We start from the raw sequence: 25366 nt of genomic DNA on the forward strand, positions 1-25366 counted from the left end.
GGATGAGGGCGCGGATCATGTTCATCTCCGCGCGGAGACGGTGGTTCTCGTCACGCAGGCGCAGGGCCTCCGTCTCAAGGACCAGGATTCGCTTGATGCCCGCGAGGTTGATGCCCTCCTCCTGGGAGAGCCGCTGGACCTCGCGGAGCATCATGATGTCGCGGGTGGAGTACAGGCGTCCGCGTCCCGCCGTACGGCCTGGGCTGACCAGGCCGAGACGGTCGTACTGGCGAAGGGTCTGCGGGTGCAGACCTGACAGCTGGGCGGCCACCGAGATCACATAGACGGGTGTGTCATCCGACAGATCGAAGTAGTTGGCTTCCATGGCTACTCGCTTCTGGCCTGTTCGATGAGGTCCGCCCGTGGGTCACCACCCGAGGTGGCGTCGCGGAACTCCTCAAGGGCCCCTCTCGCCTTGTCCTCCAGCTGCTGTGGCACCAGAACCTCGATCGTGGCGAGCAGATCGCCCTTGGTGCCGTCCTTGCGTGCCACACCCCTGCCGCGCACCCGGAAGGTGCGGCCGTTCGGGGTGCCCTCGGGGATGCGCAGCGTGACCGGCATTCCCTTGAGAATCGGCACCTTGATCTCGGCTCCCAGCGCCGCCTCGGTGAAGGTGACCGGAACGGTGACCGTCAGGTTCTCACCCGTCCTGCCGAACACGGAGTGCGGCTTGACGTGGATCTGGACGTAGAGGTCACCGGCGGGGCCGCCGTTCTCCCCGGGCGCGCCCTTCGCCTTGATCTTGATGCGCTGGCCGTCGCCGACCCCTGCCGGGATGCGGGCCTGGATCGTTCGGGTGCTCTTGCCCCGCCCGCTCCCCTCGCACACCTGGCACGGGTCGTCCACCAGCAGGCCGCGGCCCTTGCAGTCGCGGCACGGCTCGGAGAAGGCGAAGTTTCCGAGGTTGCGGCTGGCCGCCCCGGTGCCCTCGCAGGTCGGGCAGACCCGCGGGGTGGTGCCGGCCTTGGCGCCGGTTCCCCCGCACGTGGTGCACGCGGAGGAACTGGTCAGACGGAGCGAGACCGTGGTGCCCTCCACCGCCTCGGAGAAGGAGAGCGAGACCTCGGACTCGATGTCCTGGCCGCGCCGTGCCCTGGTCGACGTCCCGCCGGGGCGGCTCGCGCCACCCCGGTTGAAGAGGCCGCCGAAGATGTCGCCGATGCGCTCCCCGGCGCCGCTCTGCTGGTGGGTGCCCCCGAAGAGGTCTCCCAGGTCGAACGGGAACCCGCCCGAGCCGGTGCGCGGAGCCCCTCCGGTCCCCGCGTAGCCGCCCAGACCCGATCCGAACAGCGTCCGCGCCTCGTCGTACTCCTTGCGGCGCTTGGTGTCGGACAGGATGTCGTAGGCCTCGGAGACCTCCTTGAACTTGGCGGTGCTCTCGGAGGTCGCCGAGCTTCCGGGGTTGGCGTCAGGGTGGTACTTCCTGGCCAGCTTCCGGTACGCCTTCTTGATCTCATCGGCCGTGGCGGTCTTGGGCACACCAAGGACGGCGTAGTAGTCCTTCTCCAAGTAGTCCTTGGTGCTCATCCACGTTCCTTCACAGAGATTGGATCTTGGGGGGTCAGTTGTCGTCCGCGGCGGGCTCTTCGGGCTCGGCCACCGCGACTCGCGCGGGGCGGAGCACTCGCTCGCCGATCCGGTAACCGGGCTGCAGGATCTCCACGCAGGTCGGCTCTGTGACGTCGGGGGAGTAACTGTGCATCAGGGCCTCGTGCACCGTCGGGTCGAACGGTTCGCCCTTGGTGCCGAAGGCGCTCAGCCCCAGTTTCCCCGTGGCCGCCTCCAGCGACTCGCTCACCTTGGCGAAACCGCCGGTCAGCTCGCCGTGGTCGCGGGCCCGGCCGATGTCGTCCAGGACAGGGAGCAGTTCGGCCAGCGCGCCGGCCACCGCCTGCTCCTTGACCAGGGCCCGGTCCCGCTCGACCCGCTTGCGATAGTTGGAATACTCGGCCTGAAGACGCTGCAGGTCCGCGGTGCGCTCGGCGAGCTGGGTGGCCAGCTCGATCGAGGCGAGGTCCGATGCCAGGGAGGACGAGGAGGACGACCTGTCGGCCTGCTCCTTGTCGTTCTGACCCGTGGCCTCCGCCGGGGCCGTCTCGCGGACCTGTCCCGTCTCCGGGTCTATCTTCCGGTTGTCGCGGATCACCGGCTCCTCCTCGGAACCGTTCTCGCGCGTGCTCACGCTGCTGCTCCCCTCGACTTGCCGGCCGTCACTTGGTGCCGCTGTCGCGCTTCGGGTCGTCGTCCACGATCTCGGCCTCGACCACATCGTCGTCCGCCTTCTGCCCGGCGGTGGCGTCCGCCCCGGGGGCGCCGGTCGGGGCCTCGGAGGCCTGCGACTGGGCGTAGATGGCGGAGCCCATCTTCTGGCTGACCGTGGCGAGCTTCTCCGCGGAGGCGCGGATCTCGGACGAGTCGGTGCCCTCCAGGGCCTTCTTGAGCTCGGCGACGGCCTCGTTGACCTCGTTCTTGATGTCCTCCGGGACCTTCTCGGCGTTCTCGCCGAGGAACTTCTCGGTCTGGTAGACGAGCGAGTCGGCGTTGTTGCGCGTCTCGGCCTCTTCGCGGCGCTTCTTGTCCTCGTCGGCGTAGGACTCGGCCTCGCGCATCATGCGCTCGATGTCGTCCTTCGGCAGCGCGGAGCCGCCGGTGATCGTCATCGTCTGCTCCTTGCCGGTGCCGAGGTCCTTGGCGGAGACGTTGACGATGCCGTTGGCGTCGATGTCGAAGGTGACCTCGATCTGCGGGATCCCGCGCGGCGCCGGGGCGATGCCGGTCAGCTCGAAGGTGGCCAGCTTCTTGTTGTACGCCGCGATCTCGCGCTCGCCCTGGTAGACCTGGATCTGCACCGACGGCTGGTTGTCCTCGGCCGTGGTGAAGACCTCGGAGCGCTTGGTCGGGATCGTGGTGTTGCGCTCGATGATCTTGGTGAAGATCCCGCCCTTGGTCTCGATGCCCAGGCTCAGCGGGGTCACGTCGAGCAGCAGGACGTCCTTGACCTCGCCCTTGAGCACACCGGCCTGGAGGGCGGCGCCGATGGCCACGACCTCGTCCGGGTTGACGCCCTTGTTGGGCTCCTTGCCGCCGGTCAGCTCCTTGACGAGGTCGGCGACGGCGGGCATGCGGGTCGAGCCGCCGACGAGCACCACGTGGGCGATGTCGGAGACCTTGATGCCGGCGTCCTTGACGACCTGGTTGAACGGGCCCTTGCACCGCTCGAGCAGGTCGGCGGTGAGCCGCTGGAACTCGGCGCGGGTGAGCTTCTCCTCCAGGTGGAGGGGACCCTCGGCCGAGGCGGTGATGTAGGGCAGGTTGATGGAGGTCTCCGACTGGCTGGAGAGCTCGATCTTGGCCTTCTCCGCGGCCTCACGCAGGCGCTGGAGGGCCATCTTGTCCTTGGTCAGGTCGACGCCGTGGGCGTTCTTGAACCGGGTGGCGAGCTCGTCGACGACGCGCTGGTCCCAGTCGTCACCACCGAGGTGGTTGTCGCCGCTGGTGGCCTTGACCTCGACGAAGCCGTGGCCGTCCTCCTGGCCGACGTCGAGCAGGGACACGTCGAAGGTGCCGCCGCCGAGGTCGAAGACGAGGATGGTCTCGTCCTTGTCCTTGTCCAGGCCGTAGGCGAGCGCCGCGGCGGTGGGCTCGTTGATGATGCGCAGCACGTTGAGGCCGGCGATGGTGCCGGCTTCCTGGGTGGCCTGACGCTGAGCGTCGTTGAAGTAGGCGGGAACGGTGATCACCGCGTCGGTGATCTTCTCGCCCAGGTAGGCTTCGGCGTCCTGCTTGAGCTTCTGCAGGACGAAGGCGCTGATCTGCTGCGGGGAGAACTTCTTGCCGTCGATCTCGACGGTCCAGTTGGTGCCCATCTCGCGCTTGACCGAGCGAATCGTCCGGTCGACGTTGGTGACGGCCTGCCGCTTGGCGACCTCTCCGACGAGGACCTCGCCGTTCTTCGCGAAGGCGACCACGGACGGCGTGGTCCGCGAACCCTGGGCGTTGGCGATGACGGTGGGCTCACCGCCCTCAAGAATCGAGACGACGGAGTTGGTCGTCCCCAGGTCGATACCTACCGCACGTGCCATGAGTACGTCCTTGTAGTCAAAGTTGAGTCGATGCCACTCATAGTGGAACCTCGCGCGAGGTTTGTCAAACGACTTGAGTCTATTGGGCTCAACCTTCGACCGCGTGGAAGCATTCCCGATTTCCGGGAAACGGGCGGGATCCTTCATCCCCTCCGACGAGGGAACGCGCATGGTCGTTCCCGGCGGTGACCGGAGGCCGTCCGGTCACCGCCGACGGGGGCCCGTTCTGGACGCGCGAGCCCCGGAGGGCACCGCGTCAGCGGGCGCCGTCGACCACCTTGCGGGAGCCGAGCGGCTTCTTGAGCTTGACCGTCGTCACCTTCTGGATGGCGATCTCGATGCAGGCGACGTTCTGGGCCTTGCTGCTCGGGCCCTCCCACAGGGTGACGGTCACCCGCTTGGAGGTCTCCCGTACGGTGACCCGGTCGAGCACGTTGCACGGCTCCACCCCGGACCACCAGATGATCCGCAGGCTCCGGCCGTCCTTCGACGGGGTCGCCTTCAGCCACCTGACCTTGCGGGGATTCTCGGTGTGGCCCTCCGGCCTCGTCGGTCTGGGGCCGCCACCGGTGGGTTCGTCCCGAGGGGCCACGGTGTGGCTCGCCGGCTCCGAGGGACCGCCGGGAAGGGCGGTGCTCCGGCTCACCGGCTGCGAGGGGGTGGCGCTGGGTTCGGTACCGCAGCCCAGCGCCAGCAGGAGGCTTCCGGCCAGGATGGGAGTCGCGATCATACGCATACCCCTAAGACGGATCGGGCCCCTGGACGGTTCAGGGCACCCCGATGTCGCGCTGTCGTACCTCGGCCATGACCGCCGAGACCGTGACGAGGTCATTGTCGACGGGTAGTGCGGTCGGCCCGTGGTGCACGGCGGTTTATGTCGATGGCGTATGTCCACATACATCGCCACTACCCAGCGGCGCTGGATGATTTCGTGGGAAGACGGGGCCGATAGGCTGCGAGGAGTTTCGATCCCTGATTTCGAGGTGCTCACATGATCGCGATTCTTGGAACCGGCAAGATGGGGGAGGCCCTGCTGTCCGGGCTGCTCAGAGCCGGGTTCAAGCCGGGCGACGTGATGGCGACGGCACGACGTGCCGAGCGGGGCGAGGCCCTCGCGAAGCAGTACGGCATACGGGTGGTCTCCAACGCCGAGGCGGCCAAGAGCGCCGACACGATCATCCTCGCGGTCAAGCCGCAGGACATGGGGTTCCTGCTCGCCGAGATCGCGGCGCACCTGCCGGCCGACCGGCTGGTCATCTCGGCGGCGGCGGGGATCACGACCTCGTTCGTCGAGTCGCGGCTCGGTGCCGAGATCCCGGTGGTCCGGGTCATGTCCAACACGCCGGTGCTGGTCGACGAGGCGATGAGCGTGATCTCGGCGGGAGCGCACGCCTCCGAGGAGCACCTCAAGCGCGCCGAGAACCTGTTCAGCCCGGTCGGCAAGGTGCTGCGCATCCCCGAGGCGCAGCAGGACGCGGCCACGGCCCTGTCGGGCAGCGGTCCCGCCTACTTCTTCTATCTCGTCGAGGCCATGGTCGACGCCGGAATCCTGCTCGGCATGCCCCGTGCCGCGGCCCTTGACATGGTCACCCAGTCGATCGTCGGCGCGGCGATCATGCTCCGTGACTCGGGCGAGCACCCGGTGATACTGCGCGAGGCGGTCACCTCGCCGGGGGGCACCACCATCGCCGCCATCGCCGAACTGGAGCGGCACAGCGTCCGAGCCGCCTTCCTGGCCGCCATCGAGGCCGCCAGGGACAGGGGACGCCAGCTCGCCGAGGGCTGAGCTCGCCCCCGCCAGGAAATCTATTAGGAAATTTTCCTATATAACGGCATCATTTTCCGCGGAACTTCGGGGGAGATGGGGCCATCGTGGGGCAGGCCGTACTGGATGATGATCAGCGGGAACTCGGCGGTCCCTCCGTCTGGACACGGAGCTTCCTGCTCTTCTTCACCGCCAGATCGATCTCCATGCTCGGCGCGTCGATGGTGCCGTTCGCGACGGCGGTGGGGGTGGGCGGGCTCGGTTACGGTCCCACCGGGGTGGGGCTGGCGCTGGCCGCCTGGATGGCGCCCTTCGCGGTGCTGATCCTGTTCGGCGGGGTGTTCGCCGACAGGTTCACGCCGCGCCGCATGATGATCGGCGCCGACACGGTCCGGATGGTGACCCAGGGGATCAGCGCGGCGCTGTTCATCTCCGGCAGGCCGGACCTCTGGCAGATCCTCGTCATCTCCGTGGTCAACGGTGTCGCCGCCGCGATGTACCAGCCGGGGGTCTCCAGTACGGTCCCGCGGGTGGCGCGGGACGTGCAGAAGGCCAACGCCACCCTGCGCGTCTCCGAGTCGATCATGATGCTGGCCGGGCCGGGGGTCGCCGGTGCCATCGTCGGCTTCTGGGGGGTCGGCGTCGTCTTCGCGATCGAGGCCGCGGGGTTCGCCGTCAGCGCGGTCTGCCTGCTCCTCCTGCGCCTGCCCGCGGTCGCCTTCCAGGCCGTGGCGCGGTCGGTCTGGCGTGACCTGCGCGGTGGCTGGCAGGAGTTCCGGTCCAGGACCTGGATGTGGTCGGTGATCCTGGTCTGGACGGTCTTCGGCGTCACCCTGTTCGGCCCGATGATTCCGCTGGGCTCGGTGCTGATCACCGAGCGGCTCAGCGAGACCGCCTACGGCCTGGTCATGTCCGCCTCGGGCGCGGGCACTGTCGTCGGCGGTCTGATCGCCATGCGGGTCCGCCCGGGACGGCCGCTGATGGCCGGCGCGATCGGCCTGTTCGGCTTCGCCCTGGAGCCGCTCTCCATCGCCCTGGCATCGCCGCAGGGGGTCCTCATGGCCGCGCATGTGATCGGCGGCGCGGGATGGGCGTTCTGGTCGGTCATGTGGGCCACGAGCGTCCAGACCCAGGTGCCCGCGGAGGCGCTCAACCGGGTCACCGCCTACGAGGTCGCCGGCTCGACCCTGTTCGTCCCGATCGGCCAGGTGCTCGCCGGCCCGGTGGCAGGGGTGGTGGGTGCGCCGCAGTTGCTGACCGTGTCCTCGATCGTGGCGGTCGCCGGATGCGCCTCACTACTCCTGGTACCCGCTGTCCGGGGACTGCGCCGGGTGCACCCCACCTGACCACACCGCCCGGAGGGTGCTCCGGGCAGCGGTCTCATGTCCCGGCATACGGAACTGTTAATAGCAATAAATTAGGATATTTCGCTCAGATGAAAACCGCCCTGTCCTCCGAGACGCGTGCGTAAACCGCATTCCGTACACGTGCGGTAACGTCGAGCCGGGAGTAGGAAGATCGGGCCGTGGCGCGTGGCGTCGCGACCAGACAGGGAGTGCGCATGAGCCGATCCGTGCGGGTTGTCTGGGACGATGCGCTCATCTCCTACGATTTCGGGCCGGGGCACCCGCTCGCGCCCGTGCGGGTCGAGCTGACCATGGCGCTGGCCAGGGAACTGGGCGTGCTGGACCTGGTGGAGATGAGCGGATGCACGCCCGCCACCGACGACGAGCTGGCGCTCGTTCACAAGCGTGACTACATCGAGGCGGTCAAACGGGTCTCCGCCACCGGGCGACGCGACCTGACCTGCGGGCTCGGCACCGAGGACAATCCCGCCTTCGTCGGGGTCCACGAGGCGTCCGCGCTGATCACCGGGGCCAGCCTGGCCGCGGCCCGCGCGGTGTGGACCGGCGAGGTCGAGCACGCGGTCAACGTCGCGGGCGGCCTGCACCACGCGATGCCCGCCCTGGCGAGCGGGTTCTGCGTCTACAACGACCCGGGGGTGGCGATCGCGTGGCTGCTGGCTCAGGGCGCGTCCAGGGTCGCCTACGTGGACGTGGACGTGCACCACGGCGACGGCGTGCAGGCGATGTTCTATGACGATCCCAGGGTTCTCACCATCAGCCTGCACGAGAGCCCCCGCACGCTCTTCCCCGGTACGGGCTTCCCCAATGAGAGCGGCGCGGAGGGCACCGCGGTCAACGTGGCCCTACCCGCCGGATGCGGCGACAGCGACTGGCTTCGGGCCTTCCACGCGGTGGTCCCGCCGCTGCTGCGGGAGTTCGCCCCCGAGGTCCTGGTCACCCAGCACGGCTGCGACAGTCACGCCCTCGACCCGCTGGCCAACCTGATGCTCAGCCTGGACGGTCAGCGCCTGGCGTACGCGGCGCTGCACGAGCTGGCCCACGAGACCGCGGGCGGGCGATGGATCGTGACCGGCGGTGGAGGGTACGAGCTGGTGCAGGTCGTGCCCCGGGCGTGGACCCACCTGATCGCGGAGGTGGCGGGCCACCCGCTCGACCCGAGGACCGCCACTCCCGAGGCGTGGCGCACGTTCGTCAAGGAACGGACCAACCAGTCGGCACCCCTGACGCTGACCGATGGCCGGAATCCGGAATTCAGCGATTTCTCCGCCGGTTATGACCCAGCAGACCCGATCGACCGAGCCATCATGGCGACAAGAAAAGCCATCTTCCCCTTCCACGGCCTCGACCCCCTCCCGTGACACGAGTGTCCGTGGGCGAATTGGACTGGTATACCGATGACTCGTGCTGAGCTTCGTGAGCACCTGGTCCGGACTCGGATCGCCGGTGATGTGGCGACCAGCCGGGAGAACAACCTGGACCACTACCGGTCGCTGGCCAACCGTGATCCGCACTACATGTTCGGGCTGACCGTGGACGGGGCCTGGTCCTATCGGGACGTGCTGGAGTTGATGGCCAAGTCCGCCGGGGTGGTGGCCGATCCGCTGCACCGGGAGGGTCAGGACACCATCGACCCCGACCGTACGATCGAGGCGGTCGAGAAGATGGGCGACACGATCGCGGGAGTGCTCGGCAGGGAGAATCCGCAGATCCTGATCGCCACCGGGCACCCCACCGGCCTGCTCACCATTCACCTGGCCCTGGCCCGGATGCTCAGGGCGCGCGGGGCGATCCTGATGAGCCCGGCCGAGGGGTGGTCGTACTGGGGCAGCGGGTTCGGCCGCAGGCGCAAGATCCGTTATCTGGACGACGTCGCGATGCTCGACGACAAGGGCGCCTTCGTGCACACCCACGACCCCGCCCCGATGCGGGCCATGATCGCCGAGCTCGACGCGGACCGTCCCGATCTGGTGATCGCCGATCACGGCTGGGCCGGAGCGGCGGGCGAGGCGGGCATCCTCACCGTCGGATTCGCCGACAGCAACGACCCCGCGCTCTTCGTCGGGGAGGCCGAGGGCAAGATCGCGGTGACCGTCCCGCTCGATGACAACGTGCTACCGAGGTATTACGAACCGCTGACACACCACCTGGTCGAGAGGGTCGCACGAGCCCTCTGAGACGGGGGATGCGCAAATTGGGTCATCCCTATACAGGTATTTCGCGCCTGCATTCCACGGAGCTCGCCGACCGTTTGCCAACTTTTTGGTGATTGTGGGCGACTCTAATAGGAGACAGTTGGTCCGTTCCAAGATCGAAAAAAGGGGCACGGTCCGGCTGCTGGCCAGCGATTTTGTCGGTTTCACTGACGTGAGGCTCAGAGGGCTGAGAAAATAGGGGGTTTGCGTGCCCGGCCTCCCGACTTACGCTGACGGCAGTACACGTGCGTGAGCAATGGCACCAGTGGGGATAACCCGGATACACGTGCGGAAGAGGCGTCCGATGGGTGCAGGCGAAAGACCTCTCAGCGAGGTGAAGTTCCTGACGGTGGCAGAAGTGGCCACTGTCATGAGGGTGTCCAAGATGACTGTGTACCGACTCGTGCATTCGGGCGAGCTGCCGGCCATCCGGGTCGGTCGATCCTTCCGGGTGCCTGAGCAGGCGGTGCACGATTATCTCAGGGATGCCTACATCGAGGCAGGTTGAGACAGGGGGCTCGGCGCGCCGAGCCGAGCGGCCGGTGGAGGGAACATCCGGCCGTGAGGTGGGCGAGGCGCGCTGACGGCTCGTGAGTCTGTCCCTTCCGGTCGTGCCGGAGCATGATTTCCGGTGCGACCGGTGTGTGACAGGCCGCTGTCTCGTCGAGGTAGCGACGTGTACGCCACGTCGTGAGTTGATGTGCCCGGGGTCCCCCCAGGGGCGATCTACCGTGGATCGCCGGTAGTCTGTTGTGCCGGTGTGCTATCGCATGCCGGTTTGACATTCTCGGCTACCAGCTACCTGGGGGTCCCGTGGGCTCTGTGATCAAGAAGCGCCGTAAGCGCATGGCGAAGAAGAAGCACCGCAAGCTTCTGAAGAAGACCCGCATCCAGCGGCGTAACAAGAAGTAACAGCGCGGATCTGCGAGGCGCCGATGACCCACACCGTGCTTGTCACCGGGGTCTCGCGCCACATCGGCGCCCGAGTGGCGAGCGTTCTCGCGGATGACCCGGATATCGACCGGGTCATCGGAGTGGATACGGTGCCGCCGCCCTCGCTCTCAGGTGATGGCGGCGTACCTCTCGGCCGGACGGAGTTCGTCCGCGTCGATCTGCGCAGCCCCGACATCGCGCAGGTGATCGCGGCCGCCGACATCGACACCGTCGTTCACATGAGCCTGGTGAGCGCTCCTCCCCGGAGCGGTGGCCGGGCACTCATGAAGGAGCACAACGTCATCGGCACCATGCAGTTGCTCGGTGCCTGTCAGCGGTCCGCGACGGTCCGCCGTGTCGTCGTGCGCTCCACCACCGCCGTCTATGGTTCCTCCCCGCACGATCCCGCGGTCTTCACGGAGAACGCCGAGCCTGCCGAGCCGCCGAGCCACGGCTATGCCAAGGACGCCTCCGAGGTGGAGGGCTATGTCCGGGGCTTTGCCAGGCGGCGCCGCGACATGGTCGTGTCGACGCTCAGATTCGCCAACTTCATGGGTCCCGGCGTCGACTCCCCACTGACGCGTTACTTCGCCCAGCCCGTCCTGCCGACCGTGTTCGGGTTCGACCCGCGGCTGCAGTTCGTTCACGAGGACGACGCGGTCGAGGTGCTGCGGCGGATGGCGATGGAGGACCACCCCGGCACGTTCAACGTGGCCGGGGACGGCGTGCTGCTCCTGTCGCAGTGCGCGCGCAGGGTGGGCCTGCTTTCGCTTCCGATGCCCTCTCCCGTCTTCGGTCTCATGGGCGACCTCGCCCGCGGTGCGGGGCTGGTCGACTTCTCCCCCGAGCAACTCCGCCTGATGTGTCACGGCCGGGTGGTCGACACCACCCTGCTGTCCGCGGCTCTCGGCTGGAAGCCGAAGTTCTCCACCGCCACCGCCTTCGAGGATTTCATCCGCGCGCGGGATCTGGCCGGTGGTCTTCCCGCCGCCATGATGGACGTGCTGTCCCGGGCGGTGACGGAATGACCGAGACGGCAGGGGAGGGCCGGGAGGCCGAGGTGATTCCCATCACCGGCGCCCGCACCTTTGGCGAGCCTGTCGCCGAGGAGACGCCGGACGAGCCTTTCCCCGGGCCGCCGGCGGGCGGAGGCGACGATCAGAGGCTGGCCGAACTGCTCGCCTTCCTGCGGCGCCGGGTGAGCGGAGAGTACGAGGTCGACGAGTTCGGGTTCGATCCCGAGCTCACCGACAGGGTGCTGCTGGAGCTGATCCGCCCGCTGTACCGCCACTGGTTTCGCACCGAGACCGTCGGCCTGCACAACGTGCCCGACGACTCCGGCGCCCTGGTCGTGGCCAATCACTCGGGCACCATCCCGCTTGACGGGCTCATGCTGCAGGTGGCCCTGCACGACGAACATCCCGCGCGCCGCGCGCTCCGCCTGCTGGGGGCCGACCTGGTCTACCGGCTCCCGGTGCTCGGGCATCTGTCCCGTAAGACCGGCCACACCCTCGCCTGCCGCGAGGACGCCGACCGGCTGCTCCGCAAGGGCGAACTCGTCGGTGTCTTTCCCGAGGGGTTCAAGGGGGTCGGCAAGCCGTTCTCCGATCGCTACCGGTTGCAGCGCTTCGGGCGGGGCGGCTTCGTCGCCTCCGCCATCCGCGCGGGCGTGCCGATCGTTCCCTGCGCCATCGTGGGCGCCGAGGAGATCTACCCCAAGATCGGTGACCTGCGTCTCCTGGCCAGGGTGTTCGGCCTTCCCTACCTGCCGGTCACGCCGCTGTTCCCCTGGTTCGGGCTCCTCGGGCTGGTCCCGCTCCCGTCCAAGTGGATGATCAGCTTCGGTGAGCCGATCCGTACCGACGAGTTCGCCCCGGCCGACGCCGACGACCCGATGCTGGTCCTCAACCTCACGGACCAGGTCCGGGAGACCATCCAGCAGCAGCTGGACGAGCTCCGGCTCCAGCGCGGCCACGCGTTCCCGCCCTTCTTCTGAGGCTCTCCGGCCTCCCGCCGATCCGGATGGAGACCTGTCGCGCGAGCGCGCGCCCGGCGGACAAACGGGGGTGGTTTTTATTAGTCACGACGTCTAACAACGAGTGCTTTCCGTCGGTATGGTGCGCTCAACATCGGTCTTCCGGATCAAGGGAGTGGTCATGGGCGCAGGCCGTACCGCGACAGGGGCCGCCATCGCCGGGCTGGCCGTGGGGGCGGTACTGGGAGTCGCCGTACGGCGGCGCAGGGCGTACGCGGGCACGGTGCTCGGCGGGCACCGCGGCCGGTCGGCCACCGTCACCACCGGTGACGGCGTGCGGCTCGCGGTCGACATCGAGGAGGCCGGGGCGCCCGAGCTGGCTGTGATCTTCACACACGGTTGGGTGATGAACAGGCACTGCTGGCACTTCCAGCGCGAGGCGCTCGCCGGCCGGGCCACCCTGATCTTCTACGACCAGCGCGGGCACGGCGCCTCCTCGGCGGGTGCCCTCGACGCCTGCACCGTCGACCGGCTTGGTGACGACCTCGCCGCGGTGATCGAGGCCACCGTGCCCGAGGGGTTGCCGGTGCTCCTCGTCGGCCACTCCATGGGCGGTATGACGGTCATGGCGTTCGCCGGGCGGCATCCGGAGACGTTCGCCGCCAGGGTGGCGGGAGTGGCCCTGCTGAGCACGTCGTCCGGGCAGCTGAACGGCAGCACGTTCGGGCTCCCCGGGCCGATCGGGCGGCTCGCCCCGCGCGTCACGCCCCTCATGTTCGAACGCATGCTGGCCAGGGGCACGCTCATCGACCGCGGCGTGGCCCTCAAATCTCGCACCAACCTGCCGGTGACCCGGTACGTCGCCTTCGGGCCCCGCGCCCCGCGCGAGCACGTGCGCTTCGTCAACGACATGGCCGCGGCCACCCCGACGGAGGTCATGGTCGGCTTCTTTCGTGACTTCCTCATCCACGACAAGCTGGCCGCGCTGGCCGCGTTCGGCGGGGTCGAGACGCTTGTCATGGTCGGGGACCGTGACCGTCTCACTCCACCGGCGCACAGCAGGCGCATCGCCGAGGCCGTGCCGGGCGCCAGGCTGGTCGTGTTCCCCGAGGCCGGTCACATGATCGGCCTGGAACGCCCGGAGGCCGTCAACCGGGAACTGTCCGCGCTGCTGGACCGGATCACGGCCGCCGGTACGGCAGGCTGACCGGAGCCGCGCCAGGCCGTCCTGCGGGCGCCGGAGCGGCGGGCGGGTCAGCCGCCGGAACGGTAGTGGCGGCGCAGGGCGATGGCGGCGGCGATGCTCCCCGCGATGGCCCCGGCGCCCGCCGCGATGGGCAGGCCGATCAAGGTCGCCTTACGCCCCGTGCGGAAGTCCCTTATCTCCCAGCCGTTCTCCCTGGCGAAGTCGCGCAACTCGGCGTCGGGGTTGATCGCGGTGGCGTGGCCGACCAGGGAGAGCAGCGGCAGGTCGTTCGCCGAGTCGCTGTAGGCGGAGCAGCGGGTCAGATCGAGCCCCTCCCTGCGGGCCAGAGCCCTGACGGCCTCCGCCTTGGCCGGGCCGTGGAGCAGGTCGCCGACCAGGCGGCCGGTGTAGACGCCGTTCTCGGTCTCGGCGACGGTGCCGAGGGCACCGGTCAGGCCGAGGCGCTGGGCGATCACGCGGGCCAGCTCCACCGGGGTCGCGGTGACCAGCCAGACTCGCTGGCCGGCGTCGAGGTGTGCCTGCGCGATGGCGCGGGTGCCCGCCCAGATGCGGTCGGCCATCACCTCGTCGTAGATCTCCTCACCGAGCCGGATGATCTCCTCGACCTTGCTGCCCGCCACGAACGCCAGCGCGGTCTCCCTGGCCTCTGCGATGTGGGCCGGGTTCTCGTCGCCGCGGACCCGGAAGACCGCCTGGCCGAGCGCGAACCTGAACAGGTCCTTGCTGGTGAACAGGCCCCGGGAGGCGAGGCCCCGGGCGAAGTGGTAGATGGACGCGCCGCGCATCATGGTGTTGTCGACGTCGAAGAAGGCGGCGGCCACCGGGTCGGGTTCGGCCATCGGCATCGCCACGGCGGCCGCGGCCGCGACCTCCCCGGCCGCCTGCTCCCCGACCGTCGCCGTTTCGCCCCGTCGTCGTAGTAGCCGCCTCATAGCACCTCAGCTTAACCGGGACACGGGGGGTAGATCGGTAGCCGCCGTGTTAGCCCAATGTGACGTCTCGATGTCATACGGCATGGCATGACCTGGACGGAACAGGCTAATCGGGTGGGGCCAGACCGTCGATGTAGTTGAGGTAGACGTGGGCCTTGATCTGATCCTCGGCATCCATCTTGGGGATCATCCCACTGATCTGGGTGCGCTGTTTCTGGACGAAGCGCTTGAGCTCCCTGGCGTTCGCGGCGTCACGGCGCCGGACCTGTCTGAGGGAGGTCACCGCGGAGCGAGTGGTGTCCTCCATCGCCTGGAGGGTCTCCCCGATCATGTCCTCGCGCTCGCCGGAGCCCAGGAGTTCCTCGACCTCGCGGGCGCGGGTCTCCGCGTAGCCGAAGGAGCGGTCGGCCCGCTCGGCCTCGTCGGTGCTCAGGTGGAACAGCGTCCTCTCGGCGGCGCGCTTGAGCGGGTAGAAGGTGTCACCGGGCATCGACCGGGAGGTCCATATACCGGAGGTGACCATCGCGGCCACCAGGACGACGCTCAGCAGCTGCGTGAACAGCCCCGTACGAGGTCTGCGCCGGGAGTGGCGCGGGCCGGTCGGCGGCCGCTCCGCGAGGTCCTCTCCGGGAGGGGGCTGGGTGAGCTGCTCGCGGAGCCTGGCGTGGAACTCGGGACGGGGGGTGGCCGCCATGCGGTTACCGAGGCGCGACACGCGGTTTTGGATGTGAGCCTGCGATCTCCGTGAGATTCCGGGCAGCCACTTCCCCATGAACGCTCCCTGCCGCCCCCAGCTCATGATCCATCGGTGTCACTTGCCTAACGACGACTCCGCACGTCAGGTTACGCGCCGCACCGGCATCGGCATGGTGAACAATCCTCTTGCGCCCGGCCGGACGCGGGATTCTTCCCGCAGGCTCCCCCGGGCGGGGTCCTTTGGGGCGGGGTAAGGGGCGCGGGCGCGGCGTCAGCCCAGGTCCGAGGGGAGCGCGCGGGCCAGGGAGCGGATCGCGCGGAACTGCAGCGCCTTGATCGCGCCGCTCTTCTTGCCCATGATGAGCGCGGTCTCCGCCAGCGACATGCCGTGCAGGAAGCGCAGCACCACGCACTCCTGCTGCTCGGGGCCCAGGTCGCGGACGGCGCTGAGCACCCGGTCGCTGATCATCGAGATGACGACGGCGTTCTCCGGGATGTGCGGGCCGTCGAGCGGGGTGTCGATCACCTCGGCCGTTGTGACCTCAAGACGGTACCTGCCGGACTTGAAGTGATCGGTGATCAGGTTCCTCGCGATGGTCACGAGCCAGGCCCCGAAATCACGCCCTTGCCACGTGAAGTCAGTGATCCGGCGGAGCGCGCGGAGAAAGGTCTCGCTCGTGAGATCCTCGGCCAGCGGGTGTGAGCCGACCCGGAAATAGACATAGCGGTAGACCAGGGTGAGGTAGCGATCATAGAGCGTGCCAAAAGCATCCGTGTCTCCGGTTTTGGCACGCAAAACGAGCCTCCGGAGTTCTTCGGAGGCGTCCTCACGCAGAGTGAGGTCATTACTGCGGACGGGCTGGGCCATCCCGACGGTCGTGGGGAGGTGCCCGGCGAGCGGCCACGTTTCAGGCATCCGGTATCCCTGAGGGGAAGGGGGTACGGCGTGCCTGATCACTCTAGGAAACCAAGCGGTAATTCCACAATCCACTTCGAAGCGCCGTGACTGGGGGTAATCACCAGATACGGTGTTGGGTCGGTTGTTTCATGCCGACTCCGGGAGCCGACCGAGGGTTCGGCTACCGGTTAGGGGGTAATGTCCGGCAGCATTGGAGACACCATGGAAGTCCTCGTCGCTGTCATCGCCTTCGCCGGTGCATTGCTCGCCGTCATCGCCACCGGTGCTCTCATCAGCCGTCTTCGCAGTGAGCCCAAGGGCTGGCTGATCGCCTGGAGCATCACGACGGCGTCTCTCTCCGTCTCACTCGGAGTAATCGCCATCGGCTACATAACCGGGTTCGGGGCAGGAACATTTCGTGTTTATCAACTGACCGGATCCATGCTGGCGCCCCTGTGGCTGGCTGTCGGAGCCATCCAGTTGCTGGCCCGTAAGGGCACGGCCAGGTTCGCCTCATGGCTCCTGGGGATCGCACTCACCGTCATCGCGACGGTGATCCTGGCGGTCGACCCGGTCCTGCAGGACAAGGACTTCGCCAAGGTCCTCCCGCTGGGTAGCCACCACTGGGACCTGCCGTCGAAATACCTGCTGCTTGTCGTCCACGTGATCGTCGCGATCGTGCTGCTGGCCGGACTGCTGCTCGCGGTCATGCGCTGGCGCGGCGGCGACGACTACGACGCCGACAACATGCACGCGCTCCTGGTGCTCGGCCCCACCGGTCTCGCGCTGGTGGGAGCCGTCAGCTTCGCGGTGCCCGGAATGTTCACCGCGCTGCTGCTCCTCGTCACCGCCGCCGCCGTCTGGTACGCCTTGCTCCGTCCGCTCGCGCCCTACGAGGACGACGAGGAGGCCGAGGACGACGACTGGGAGAAGCGCCTCCCGACACTCCGGCCCCCCGAGTACCAGCCCCGCGACGTGCAGGTCGCCGGACGCAGGATGTCCCAGGAGGCCCCCGGCGGCCGGACCCTGGCCGAGGAGCCTCCCCGCCGCTCCGGGCTCGGCGACCTCGTCGCCGAGTACCGTGCGGGCGACCAGGAGGTCGACTACGCGGCGCGCATGGGGCAGCAGCCTCCGCCGAGCGACGACAGGTTCGGCGGACCCGCCACCGGGATGTTCATGGCGGGTGAGTACGGCATGCCCTCCCCCGACCAGCCGTTCGGCGGCGACCTCGGCAGACGGGGTGGCGCCCCCGGGGGACAGCCGCCGGTCACCGGTCAGTTCGGCATGCCGTCCGGGGGGCCGGCGACCGGCGAGTACGACATTCCGGCCCACGAGTTCGGCAGGCACGGGGCTCCCGGTCCCGGCAGGCAGTCCGGCCCGGGCACCGGTGAGTTCGGCAGGCCCGCCGGGCCCGCCACCGGTGAGTTCGGCAGGCCGGGCAGTCTCCAGCCGATGCCCGCCGACCAGGCGTTCGGCGGCGCGCCCTCCCCGGGCATGGACCAGGGGCGAGGCGGTTTTCCCGGCTATGACCAGGCATTCGGCGCCGCCCCCGCAAGCGGCGCCAGGTACCCGGGTGGACCGGGCGGGGCGGGTGACCTGCCGGGCGGCTCGGGCCGTCCCTCACCGAGCATCTTCGGCATGCTGACCGTCTTCACCCTCCTCGACGGCACCGGCGAGAGGTTCGACCGGCTCGCCGAGGAGACCGTCGAGGCGGTACGCCGATCCGAGCCGGACACGCTCATCTACGCCTGCCACTCGGTGAAGTCGGCGCCGCTCCAGCGCATCGTCTACGAGATCTACCGTGACGAGGTCGCCTACAGCGACCATCAACGCCAGCCGCACACGGAGCGCTTCGTCACCGAGCGCCAGCCGATGGTGCTCGCCACCAACGTCATCGAGCTCACCATGAACGCCGCGAAGGTGATGCCGCTCCCGACGGCCTTCAGGCCGTGACCACGGCGCGCGGGCGGTGGTCGTCCGCGCGCCGGATCAGGTGAGACGTCTCAGGCGCCGAGGGCGGCGCGGAGGCGGTTCTCGTCGACGCGCCAGAAGTCGTGCTGCACGCCGTCGACGAAGGTGACCGGGATCATCTCCCAGTACCGTGCCTGATCCTCCGCTGAGGCCGTGATGTCGCGTTCCTCCCACGGGACGCCGAGTTCGGCGGCGACCCGTTCGATCACCGCCCGCGCGTCGTCGCACAGGTGGCAACCGGGCTTGCCGAGCAGGGTGATGCGATGGTCTCGGGGTGACATGACCGCCACGGTAGCCGAGTCAGGGCGCCACGCCGGACTGCCCGCCGACCTGCCCGGTGGGCGGTGGGCGGTCCGGTGACGGCCTCGGGGAACCTGCCGGAGGCGCAGGTCAGGGCCCTGATGAGGGGGTCGGACCGCGAACCGGCGAAGGGGGTGGCCAAGATTGTGAACACTCACTTTGTGCACCGGTTCACAAAAGGACTAACCTGAATGACAGTGGCCTCACCTCGTCATCCGTCGCGTCCGGGCCGCGCCGGTCGCCTGTCCCCCTGGAGCTCCGGCACGTGATCCGCCGTCTGTCCCAAGCCCGCGAACGCGGCATACCCGAGGCGACCGTCGCCCGGCTGCCGCTCTATCTGCGAGCGCTGAACGGCATGGCCGAGCGTGGCCTGGCGACCGTGAGCTCGGAGGACCTGGCCGTCGCGGCCGGCGTCAACTCCGCCAAGCTTCGCAAGGACCTCTCCCACCTCGGGTCGTACGGCACCCGAGGGGTCGGCTACGACGTCGAGTATCTGATCTACCAGATCTCCCGCGAGCTGGGCCTCACCCAGGACTGGGCCGTCGCCATCGTCGGAGTGGGTAACCTCGGTCGTGCGCTCGCCAATTACGGCGGGTTCGTCTCCCGAGGATTCAGGGTCGCGGCGCTGCTCGACGCGGACCCCGAAGTGGTGGGCGACCACATCGCGGGATTGAATGTGGAGCACATCGACGAGCTGGAAGCCGTGATACGACGGCGGGGAGTGTCGATCGTGGTGCTTGCGACACCGGCCGTGGCGGCCCAGCAGGTGGCCGACCGGGTCGTTGCCGTGGGGGTCACCAGCATCCTGAACTTTGCCCCCGTTGTACTTTCTGTTCCAGAAGGCGTTGATATCCGTAAAGTCGACCTATCGATTGAACTACAGATCCTTGCGTTCCACGAGCAACGTAAGACGGATCGGATGAGTGGGGGGCCCGCGATGGCCGAGGAGTGGCCCGAGGCGGTGGACTTGTGAGGAAGCACCGCACACGAACTGACGGGCACGCACTCTTCAGGCCTTCCCGGGCGACCACGAGCATGGAGACGACGAGGGCGGACCGTGTCCTCTCGGGGAAGGCGGTGGAGGGTCGATGAGCGTTCTCGTCGTCGGCCTGAGCCACCGCACGGCCCCGGTGGCCCTGCTGGAACGGGTCTCCGTCTCCGGTGACTCGCTGGTGAAGCTGCTCCAGGAAGTCCACCGGGATGTCCACGTCGTCGAGGCCATGGTCGTCTCGACCTGCAACCGGGTCGAGGTCTACGTCGAGGCCGACCGGTTCCATGCCGCGGTGACGTCGATCTCCTGGCTGCTCAGCACCCATTCCGGCGTCCCCATGGACGAGCTGGCCGCCCACCTCTACGTGCACTACGAGGATCGCGCGATCGAGCACCTGTTCTCGGTCGGTTCGGGCCTCGACTCGATGGTCCTGGGCGAGGGGCAGATCCTCGGCCAGGTGCGTTCGGCGCTCAGGCTGGCCCAGGAGGAGGGCACGCTCGGCCCGACGCTCAACGAGCTCGTCCAGCAGGCACTGCGGGTGGGCAAGCGCTCGCACACCGAGACCGGCATCGACCGGGCCGGCGCCTCCCTCGTCGGGGTCGGGCTCACGCTCGCCGAGCGGACCCTCGGTCCCCTTGAGGGGGCGCGGGCCCTGGTGGTCGGTGCGGGCTCGATGAGCGCCCTGTCGGCCGCGACCCTGCAGCGGGCGGGCCTCACCGACATCGTGGTGGTCAACCGGACCCACGAGCGCGCGGTGCGGCTGGCGCAGACGGTCGGCGGCCGGGCCGCCGAGTTCGGCGACCTGGAGAGGGAACTGGCCAGGGCCGACCTGGTCATCTCCTGCACCGGCGCCACCGACGTGGTCGTCACCGCCGACATGGTGACTCCGCACCGGATGTTCATACTGGACCTGGCCCTGCCGCACGACGTCGACCTCGCCGTACGGCGGTTGCCCGGCGTGACGCTGGTCGACCTGGAGTCCATGCAGGAGAGCGGGGCCGACGCCGGCACCGACGACGGTGGCCGGGCCGAGGCCGTGGCCTCCGTGCGCGGCATCGTCGCCGAGGAGGTCGCCGCCTACCTGTCGGCCGAGCGCGCCGCGCGCGTCACGCCGACCGTGGTGGCGCTGCGGAGCAAGGCGGCGCAGGTGGTCGAGACGGAGCTCGAACGCCTCGCCGCGCGGCTTCCCGAACTCGACGGACGCGTCAGGGCCGAGGTCACCCAGACCGTCAGGCGGGTGGTCGACAAGCTACTCCACGAGCCCACAGTGCGTGTCAAGCAGCTGGCGGAGTCTCCGGCGGGCGATCATTATGCGGAAGCACTCCGCGAACTGTTCAATCTTGACCCGAAGGTGCCCGAAGCGGTGCGGCGTATCGAGACGATCGACGTCGAGCAGGGTAGGAACACCGAGCCGAGCAAGAAGGAGGCAGGCTTGTGAGCAGCATTTCTCCTCCGCTCCGGCTGGGAACGAGGCGGAGCGTCATGGCGACCACGCAGTCGGGCCTGGTCGCCGACCGCCTCACCGAGCTGACCGGAAGGGCCGTCGAGCTCGTCGGTGTCGTCACCTTCGGCGACGTGACCAAGGGCGATCTCACGCAGCTCGGCGGTACGGGCGTCTTCGTCAGCGCGCTCCGTGACGAGCTGATCGAGGGCTCGATCGACTTCGCGGTGCACTCGCTGAAGGACCTGCCCACCACGCCCGACCCGCGCGTGGTCATCGCGGCGATCCCGCCGCGCGACGACCCCAGGGACGCCCTGGTGAGCGCCGCCAAGCTGGCCGACCTGCCGCCCGGAGCGAAGATCGGCACGGGCTCCCCGCGCAGGATCGCCCAGCTTCGGATGATCCGTCCTGATCTCGACTACGTGCCCATCCGGGGCAACGCCGACACCCGGATCGGCAAGGTGACCTCGGGTGAGCTGCAGGGGGTCGTGCTCGCCGCCGCCGGGCTCGGCAGACTGGGCCGCGAGGCCGAGATCTCCCAGATCTTCGAGGTCGAGGAGATACTCCCCGCCCCCGGTCAGGGAGCGCTGGCCGTGGAGTGCCGCTCCGACAGAGCCGACATGATCGAGCTGCTGAGCGTGCTCGACGACGCGCGTACCCGCGCCGAGGTCACCGCCGAGCGCGCGGTGCTCAACGCCCTGGAGGCGGGGTGCGCCGCCCCGCTGGGCACGTACGCGGCCTCCCGCGGGCACGATCTGGTTTTGACCGCCGCTGCCGTCGCCGTCGACGGCAGGCGGGCGGTGCGCAAGTCCGCCGCCGGGAGCTCTTCTGCGCCCATGGATCTCGGTCGCGACCTCGCGGCCGAGATGATCGCCGAAGGGGCCGGCACGTTGATAGGGGAGCAAGCACATTGAGCTCCGGAAGTACCACCTTCGAGCATCCGTCCGGGTTCGTCGCCTTTGTTGGCGCGGGGCCCGGCGATGAGGGGTTGCTCACGCTACGCGGTGCCGATCTGCTCTCCAGAGCGGACATCGTCATCCTCGACCAGGAGGCGTACGGCTCGTTGCTACGTCACTGCCGCGAGGGCGTCGAGATCGTCGGCACGGCAGAGGAGGGCGCCGTCTCGCTGAAGGCGGTCAAGGCAGCCAAGGGCGGCAGCTGCGTCGTGCGGCTGTGCGCGGGCGACCCGATGTTCTTCTCCTCGATCACCGAGGAGGTCGCGGCCTGCGCCAAGGCGGAGGTGGACTTCGAGATCGTGCCCGGTGTGCCCCCGGCCACGGCGGTGCTCACCTATGCCGGGATCCCGGCCGCGGTGTCGGTGCCCGAGTTCCGGGTGGTGGACGCGACCCAGATCAAGGACTGGTCCGCCTACGCCGCGGGAGCGGGCACTCTGGTGATCTACAACGGCGTCGCCGAGGCCGTTCCGATCGGCAAGGCGCTGATCGCGGCGGGCCGTCCCGACTCGACGCCGGTGGCGATCAGCAGCGCGGGTACCACGACCGAGCAGCACACCGTGGTGACCACGCTGGGCCGGATCGGGCCCGATCTCAAGCACGCCGGGATGGTCGAGCCCGCGCTGATCGTGGTCGGGGAGGCCGTCGGCATGCGCGACCGGCTGTCCTGGTTCGAGACCAAACCGCTGTTCGGCTGGCGGGTGCTGGTGCCCAGGACCAAGGAGCAGTCGGCCGGCCTGGTCGACCAGCTGCGTTCGTACGGCGCGGTGCCCGAGGAGGTCCCCACGATCTCCGTCGAGCCGCCGCGCACCCCGCAGCAGATGGATCGGGCGATCAAGGGCCTGGTCACCGGACGCTACGAGTGGGTGGCCTTCACCAGCGCGAACGCGGTCAAGGCGGTGCGCGAGAAGTTCGAGGAGTACGGCCTGGACGCCCGCGCGTTCGCCGGGCTCAAGGTCGCGGCCGTGGGCGAGAGCACCGCGCGGGCCCTGGTGGAGTTCGGCGTCAGGCCCGATCTGATGCCGTCCGGCGAGCAGTCGTCGGAGGGCCTGCTGGTCGAGTGGCCCCCGTACGACTCGATGCTCGACCCGATCAACCGGGTGCTGCTGCCGCGTGCCGACATCGCGACCGAGACGCTGGTGGCCGGGCTGATCGAGCTCGGCTGGGAATGTGACGACGTGACGGCCTACCGGACCGTCCGCGCCGCGCCGCCGCCCGCCCCCACCCGTGAGGCGATCAAGGGCGGTGGGTTCGACGCGGTGCTGTTCACCTCGTCGAGCACCGTCCGCAACCTGGTCGGCATCGCGGGCAAGCCGCACAACGTCACGGTCATCGCCGTGATCGGCCCGCAGACCGCCAAGACCGCGGAGGAATTCGGGCTCAGGGTCGACGTCATGGCAGACAAACCTTCGACTTCCGCCCTCGCGGCGGCGCTGGCGGAGTACGGTGCCAAGCAGCGGCAGGCCGCGGTCATGGCGGGGGACGTTCCCCGCAGGCCCTCGCAGACCCGAAGAGGGGCCCGGCGCCGCGCCAAGTAACCTTGAACAAGGCGGCTGCCCGCGCGAAAAGGGCGGGCAGGCCGTGCTCGACGGTCCCGCGCGAGCGCGCCGGGCCGTGACCGGCGGCGCCCCGGCAGGCGGTGCGTCGCCACAGGTGGTGGGGCGTGGCGACCGGAGTGCCGCGGAACGCGGTGCGTGATGTGCGGTGCCGGGCGGCGCGCCATGAGACAGCGGCGCGTCGCGGCGAGCGGTGAGCCGGCACACACATCGAGCTTCTCCGGCCCGCAGTCCCCTACCGGCCGGGGGGAGGGGGAGACACCATGACGGCCCAGTTCCCTGTCGCACGCCCGCGAAGGCTCCGCCGCACGGCACCGATGCGCCGGATGGTGGCCGGCACCCGGCTGCACTCGGCGGAACTGGTGCTGCCGATGTTCGTGAAGGAGGACATCGACCAGCCGAACCCGATCGGCTCGATGCCCGGGGTGTTCCAGCACACCCGCGACTCGCTGCGCAAGGCCGCCCATGAGGCGGCCGAGGCAGGGGTGGGCGGGCTGATCCTGTTCGGCATCCCCGCGGTGAAGGACGGCAGGGGGTCGGCGGCCGACGACCCGGAGGGGATCGTCCAGCGAGCCGTCGCCGATCTGGTCTCCGACGTGGGTGACACGATGGTCGTGATGACCGACACCTGCCTGGACGAGTTCACCGACCACGGGCACTGCGGCATCCTGACCGCTGAGGGGGAGGTCGACAACGACGCCACCCTGGAGCGCTACGCGGCCGCGGCGGTGGCCCAGGCACGGGCCGGATCGCAGGTGATCGCACCGAGCGGCATGATGGACGGCCAGGTGGCGGCGATCAGGGCGGCCCTGGACGACGACGGCTTCGAGCAGGTCCCGATCCTCGCGTACTCGGCCAAGTACGCCTCGGCGTTCTACGGCCCGTTCCGCGAGGCGGCCGAGTGCGCTCCGCAGTTCGGCGACCGCAACGCCTACCAGCAGGACGCGGCGGGGCCGGTCGGGGAGGCGCTGCGCGAGGTGCGGCTGGACCTCGACGAGGGCGCCGACGCCGTCATGGTCAAGCCGGCCCTGGCCTACCTTGACATCCTGCGCCAGGTGCGCGACGCCGTGCACGTGCCGGTGGCGGCGTACCAGGTCAGCGGCGAGTACGCCATGGTCGAGGCCGCCGCCGCGAACGGCTGGATCGACCGGGATCGGGTGATCATGGAGTCGCTGGTCGCGATCCGCAGGGCGGGGGCCGACATGATCCTCACCTACTGGGCGACCGAGGTCGCCGCGAAGCTGAGATGAGATCGGCGGCACGTACCGAGAACTGGAGGTTCGTCGCTTGCTGGAGATACGTGTGCGTTAGAGTGCGATAACCGGTGCGGATGTGTCCCAGGTGGCGTAGACCCTGGGGGGTTTGACGTTCCCACTGACCAGAGTGTGGACAGGTCGTCGCATCCGGGTGGCACGCGGGATGCGCGGACGACGGAGGACACAATGGTCGGGGTACCGATGGTTCGTCGAAACAGACGACATGGCCATCCGAAGCAGATGATCAGTTCTGTGCTGGAGTACGCCGCACTGGGCTGGGCGAGCTGTCTGGGCGCGCGGCCGCTGAGAGGCGGTTCGCGCTCCTGCTCCTGCGACCGCGTCGGCTGTCCCGACCCGGGATGCCACCCCCTCTCGGTGGCCTGGCAGATGCAGGCCACCACCGACCCCACCCTGCTGACCAACTGGTGGCGGTACGAACCCGAGGCGAATGTGATTCTCCCCACGGGGCGGGTGTTCGACGTGTTCGACGTACCGCTCGCCGCGGGGCGCACCGCCCTCGCGAACATGGACTCCGCCAGCGCAGCCCAGGGCCCGGTCGCCGTCAACGGCGACCGGGCCCTGTTCTATGTGGCCACCCGTAACGCCTCCGACGACGAGGACGAGTGGTGGTCCTGCGCCCTCGACTTCGGCCCGTCCACCATCGACGAGATGCCCGGCCTGCGCTGGCACTGCCGCGACAGCTACGTCCTCGCCCCGCCCTCGCTCCTGCCCGGTGGCCAGCACTGCTCGTGGCTGCGCCCGCCGGACGGCCGCCCGCTGCCCGATCCGCTCCGCGTCCTGGAGTTTCTCGCCGACGTCTGCGAGTGACTCTGGTACGGAGCAGCCGCCCG

The 25366-nt window shown here is 69.1% G+C and carries 24 protein-coding genes and 1 pseudogene; 16 read left to right on the plus strand and 9 right to left on the minus strand.

Going from position 1 to position 25366, the window contains the following annotated elements:
- Positions 1–72: 72 nt before the first annotated feature.
- The 5 genes and pseudogenes from ABT130_RS25180 to ABT130_RS25200 form a co-directional block, all read right to left on the minus strand.
- Positions 73–325 (minus strand): annotated as a pseudogene (locus tag ABT130_RS25180) (heat shock protein transcriptional repressor HspR); the annotation flags it as partial.
- A gap of 2 nt (positions 326–327) precedes the next feature.
- On the minus strand, positions 328–1527 hold the full coding sequence (gene dnaJ / locus ABT130_RS25185; protein WP_350959137.1) for a molecular chaperone DnaJ: 1200 nt from the start codon (positions 1525–1527) through the stop codon (positions 328–330).
- A 34-nt stretch (positions 1528–1561) separates the two neighbouring features.
- Positions 1562–2182 (minus strand): nucleotide exchange factor GrpE, encoded by a 621-nt coding sequence (gene grpE / locus ABT130_RS25190; RefSeq protein ID WP_350918602.1) that lies wholly within the window; start codon positions 2180–2182, stop codon positions 1562–1564.
- A 28-nt stretch (positions 2183–2210) separates the two neighbouring features.
- Entirely contained in the window at positions 2211–4082 is a 1872-nt protein-coding gene (gene dnaK, locus ABT130_RS25195) for a molecular chaperone DnaK (protein WP_350959140.1), read from the minus strand.
- Positions 4083–4338: 256 nt separating this feature from the next.
- On the minus strand, positions 4339–4812 hold the full coding sequence (locus ABT130_RS25200) for a hypothetical protein (RefSeq protein WP_350918596.1): 474 nt from the start codon (positions 4810–4812) through the stop codon (positions 4339–4341).
- 261 nt (positions 4813–5073) lie between these two features.
- Between ABT130_RS25200 and proC the strand changes: the two genes are divergently transcribed.
- The 9 genes from proC to ABT130_RS25245 all read left to right on the plus strand — a co-directional run bounded on the left by proC (position 5074) and on the right by ABT130_RS25245 (position 13521).
- Complete coding sequence (gene proC, locus ABT130_RS25205) at positions 5074–5868, plus strand: pyrroline-5-carboxylate reductase (protein WP_350959143.1); 795 nt, start codon at positions 5074–5076, stop codon at positions 5866–5868.
- Positions 5869–5954: 86 nt separating this feature from the next.
- Positions 5955–7193, plus strand: coding sequence for an MFS transporter (locus ABT130_RS25210; protein ID WP_350959146.1), 1239 nt, complete (start codon positions 5955–5957; stop codon positions 7191–7193).
- Positions 7194–7408: 215 nt separating this feature from the next.
- Positions 7409–8572 (plus strand): acetoin utilization protein AcuC, encoded by a 1164-nt coding sequence (locus ABT130_RS25215; RefSeq protein ID WP_350918587.1) that lies wholly within the window; start codon positions 7409–7411, stop codon positions 8570–8572.
- A gap of 36 nt (positions 8573–8608) precedes the next feature.
- A complete protein-coding gene (locus tag ABT130_RS25220; protein ID WP_350959148.1) occupies positions 8609–9388 on the plus strand; it encodes a phosphatase in 780 nt (259 codons plus the stop codon).
- 322 nt (positions 9389–9710) lie between these two features.
- Positions 9711–9914 (plus strand): helix-turn-helix domain-containing protein, encoded by a 204-nt coding sequence (locus ABT130_RS25225; protein WP_012887307.1) that lies wholly within the window; start codon positions 9711–9713, stop codon positions 9912–9914.
- Between the two features lie 305 nt (positions 9915–10219).
- Positions 10220–10318 (plus strand): 30S ribosomal protein bS22, encoded by a 99-nt coding sequence (locus ABT130_RS25230; RefSeq protein WP_018654693.1) that lies wholly within the window; start codon positions 10220–10222, stop codon positions 10316–10318.
- A 23-nt stretch (positions 10319–10341) separates the two neighbouring features.
- The gene (locus ABT130_RS25235; protein WP_350918579.1) at positions 10342–11367 is read left to right on the plus strand and encodes an NAD-dependent epimerase/dehydratase family protein; all 1026 of its coding nucleotides are present in this window, start codon (positions 10342–10344) and stop codon (positions 11365–11367) included.
- On the plus strand, positions 11364–12335 hold the full coding sequence (locus ABT130_RS25240) for a lysophospholipid acyltransferase family protein (RefSeq protein WP_350959151.1): 972 nt from the start codon (positions 11364–11366) through the stop codon (positions 12333–12335). Before ABT130_RS25235 ends, ABT130_RS25240 begins: the two co-directional genes overlap by 4 nt.
- A 160-nt stretch (positions 12336–12495) precedes the next feature.
- Positions 12496–13521, plus strand: coding sequence for an alpha/beta fold hydrolase (locus tag ABT130_RS25245; protein WP_350959153.1), 1026 nt, complete (start codon positions 12496–12498; stop codon positions 13519–13521).
- A 47-nt stretch (positions 13522–13568) separates the two neighbouring features.
- Here the strand turns inward: ABT130_RS25245 and ABT130_RS25250 are convergent, their stop codons facing one another.
- The 3 genes from ABT130_RS25250 to ABT130_RS25260 form a co-directional block, all read right to left on the minus strand.
- On the minus strand, positions 13569–14453 hold the full coding sequence (locus ABT130_RS25250; protein WP_350959155.1) for an HAD family hydrolase: 885 nt from the start codon (positions 14451–14453) through the stop codon (positions 13569–13571).
- 106 nt (positions 14454–14559) lie between these two features.
- Positions 14560–15168 (minus strand): DUF5667 domain-containing protein, encoded by a 609-nt coding sequence (locus tag ABT130_RS25255; protein ID WP_350959158.1) that lies wholly within the window; start codon positions 15166–15168, stop codon positions 14560–14562.
- Between the two features lie 252 nt (positions 15169–15420).
- Positions 15421–16065, minus strand: coding sequence for a sigma-70 family RNA polymerase sigma factor (locus ABT130_RS25260; protein ID WP_051752836.1), 645 nt, complete (start codon positions 16063–16065; stop codon positions 15421–15423).
- 204 nt (positions 16066–16269) lie between these two features.
- On the opposite strand from ABT130_RS25260, the gene ABT130_RS25265 reads away from it, so the two are divergent.
- A complete protein-coding gene (locus ABT130_RS25265; protein ID WP_350959160.1) occupies positions 16270–18000 on the plus strand; it encodes an antibiotic biosynthesis monooxygenase in 1731 nt (576 codons plus the stop codon).
- Positions 18001–18050: 50 nt separating this feature from the next.
- Here ABT130_RS25265 and ABT130_RS25270 read toward each other — a convergent pair whose 3' ends face one another.
- On the minus strand, positions 18051–18299 hold the full coding sequence (locus tag ABT130_RS25270) for a glutaredoxin family protein (RefSeq protein ID WP_350918561.1): 249 nt from the start codon (positions 18297–18299) through the stop codon (positions 18051–18053).
- A 284-nt stretch (positions 18300–18583) separates the two neighbouring features.
- Here ABT130_RS25270 and ABT130_RS25275 point away from each other — a divergent pair, with 284 nt between their 5' ends.
- From ABT130_RS25275 to ABT130_RS25300, 6 genes are all read left to right on the plus strand, one after another.
- The gene (locus ABT130_RS25275) at positions 18584–19291 is read left to right on the plus strand and encodes a redox-sensing transcriptional repressor Rex (RefSeq protein ID WP_350959163.1); all 708 of its coding nucleotides are present in this window, start codon (positions 18584–18586) and stop codon (positions 19289–19291) included.
- Positions 19292–19406: 115 nt separating this feature from the next.
- Positions 19407–20747: a glutamyl-tRNA reductase gene (locus tag ABT130_RS25280; protein ID WP_350959165.1), complete on the plus strand. Its 1341-nt coding sequence runs from the start codon at positions 19407–19409 to the stop codon at positions 20745–20747.
- A 5-nt stretch (positions 20748–20752) separates the two neighbouring features.
- On the plus strand, positions 20753–21664 hold the full coding sequence (gene hemC, locus ABT130_RS25285; protein WP_451934946.1) for a hydroxymethylbilane synthase: 912 nt from the start codon (positions 20753–20755) through the stop codon (positions 21662–21664).
- Positions 21661–23241, plus strand: a complete 1581-nt coding sequence (locus ABT130_RS25290; protein WP_350959166.1) for a bifunctional uroporphyrinogen-III C-methyltransferase/uroporphyrinogen-III synthase — start codon at positions 21661–21663, stop codon at positions 23239–23241. Before hemC ends, ABT130_RS25290 begins: the two co-directional genes overlap by 4 nt.
- A 281-nt stretch (positions 23242–23522) precedes the next feature.
- Positions 23523–24509, plus strand: a complete 987-nt coding sequence (hemB, locus tag ABT130_RS25295) for a porphobilinogen synthase (protein ID WP_350959169.1) — start codon at positions 23523–23525, stop codon at positions 24507–24509.
- Between the two features lie 192 nt (positions 24510–24701).
- Entirely contained in the window at positions 24702–25343 is a 642-nt protein-coding gene (locus tag ABT130_RS25300) for a bifunctional DNA primase/polymerase (RefSeq protein WP_350959172.1), read from the plus strand.
- Positions 25344–25366 lie beyond the last annotated feature (23 nt).

This window comes from Streptosporangium sp. NPDC001681 (assembly GCF_040298085.1).
Lineage (GTDB): Bacteria > Actinomycetota > Actinomycetes > Streptosporangiales > Streptosporangiaceae > Streptosporangium.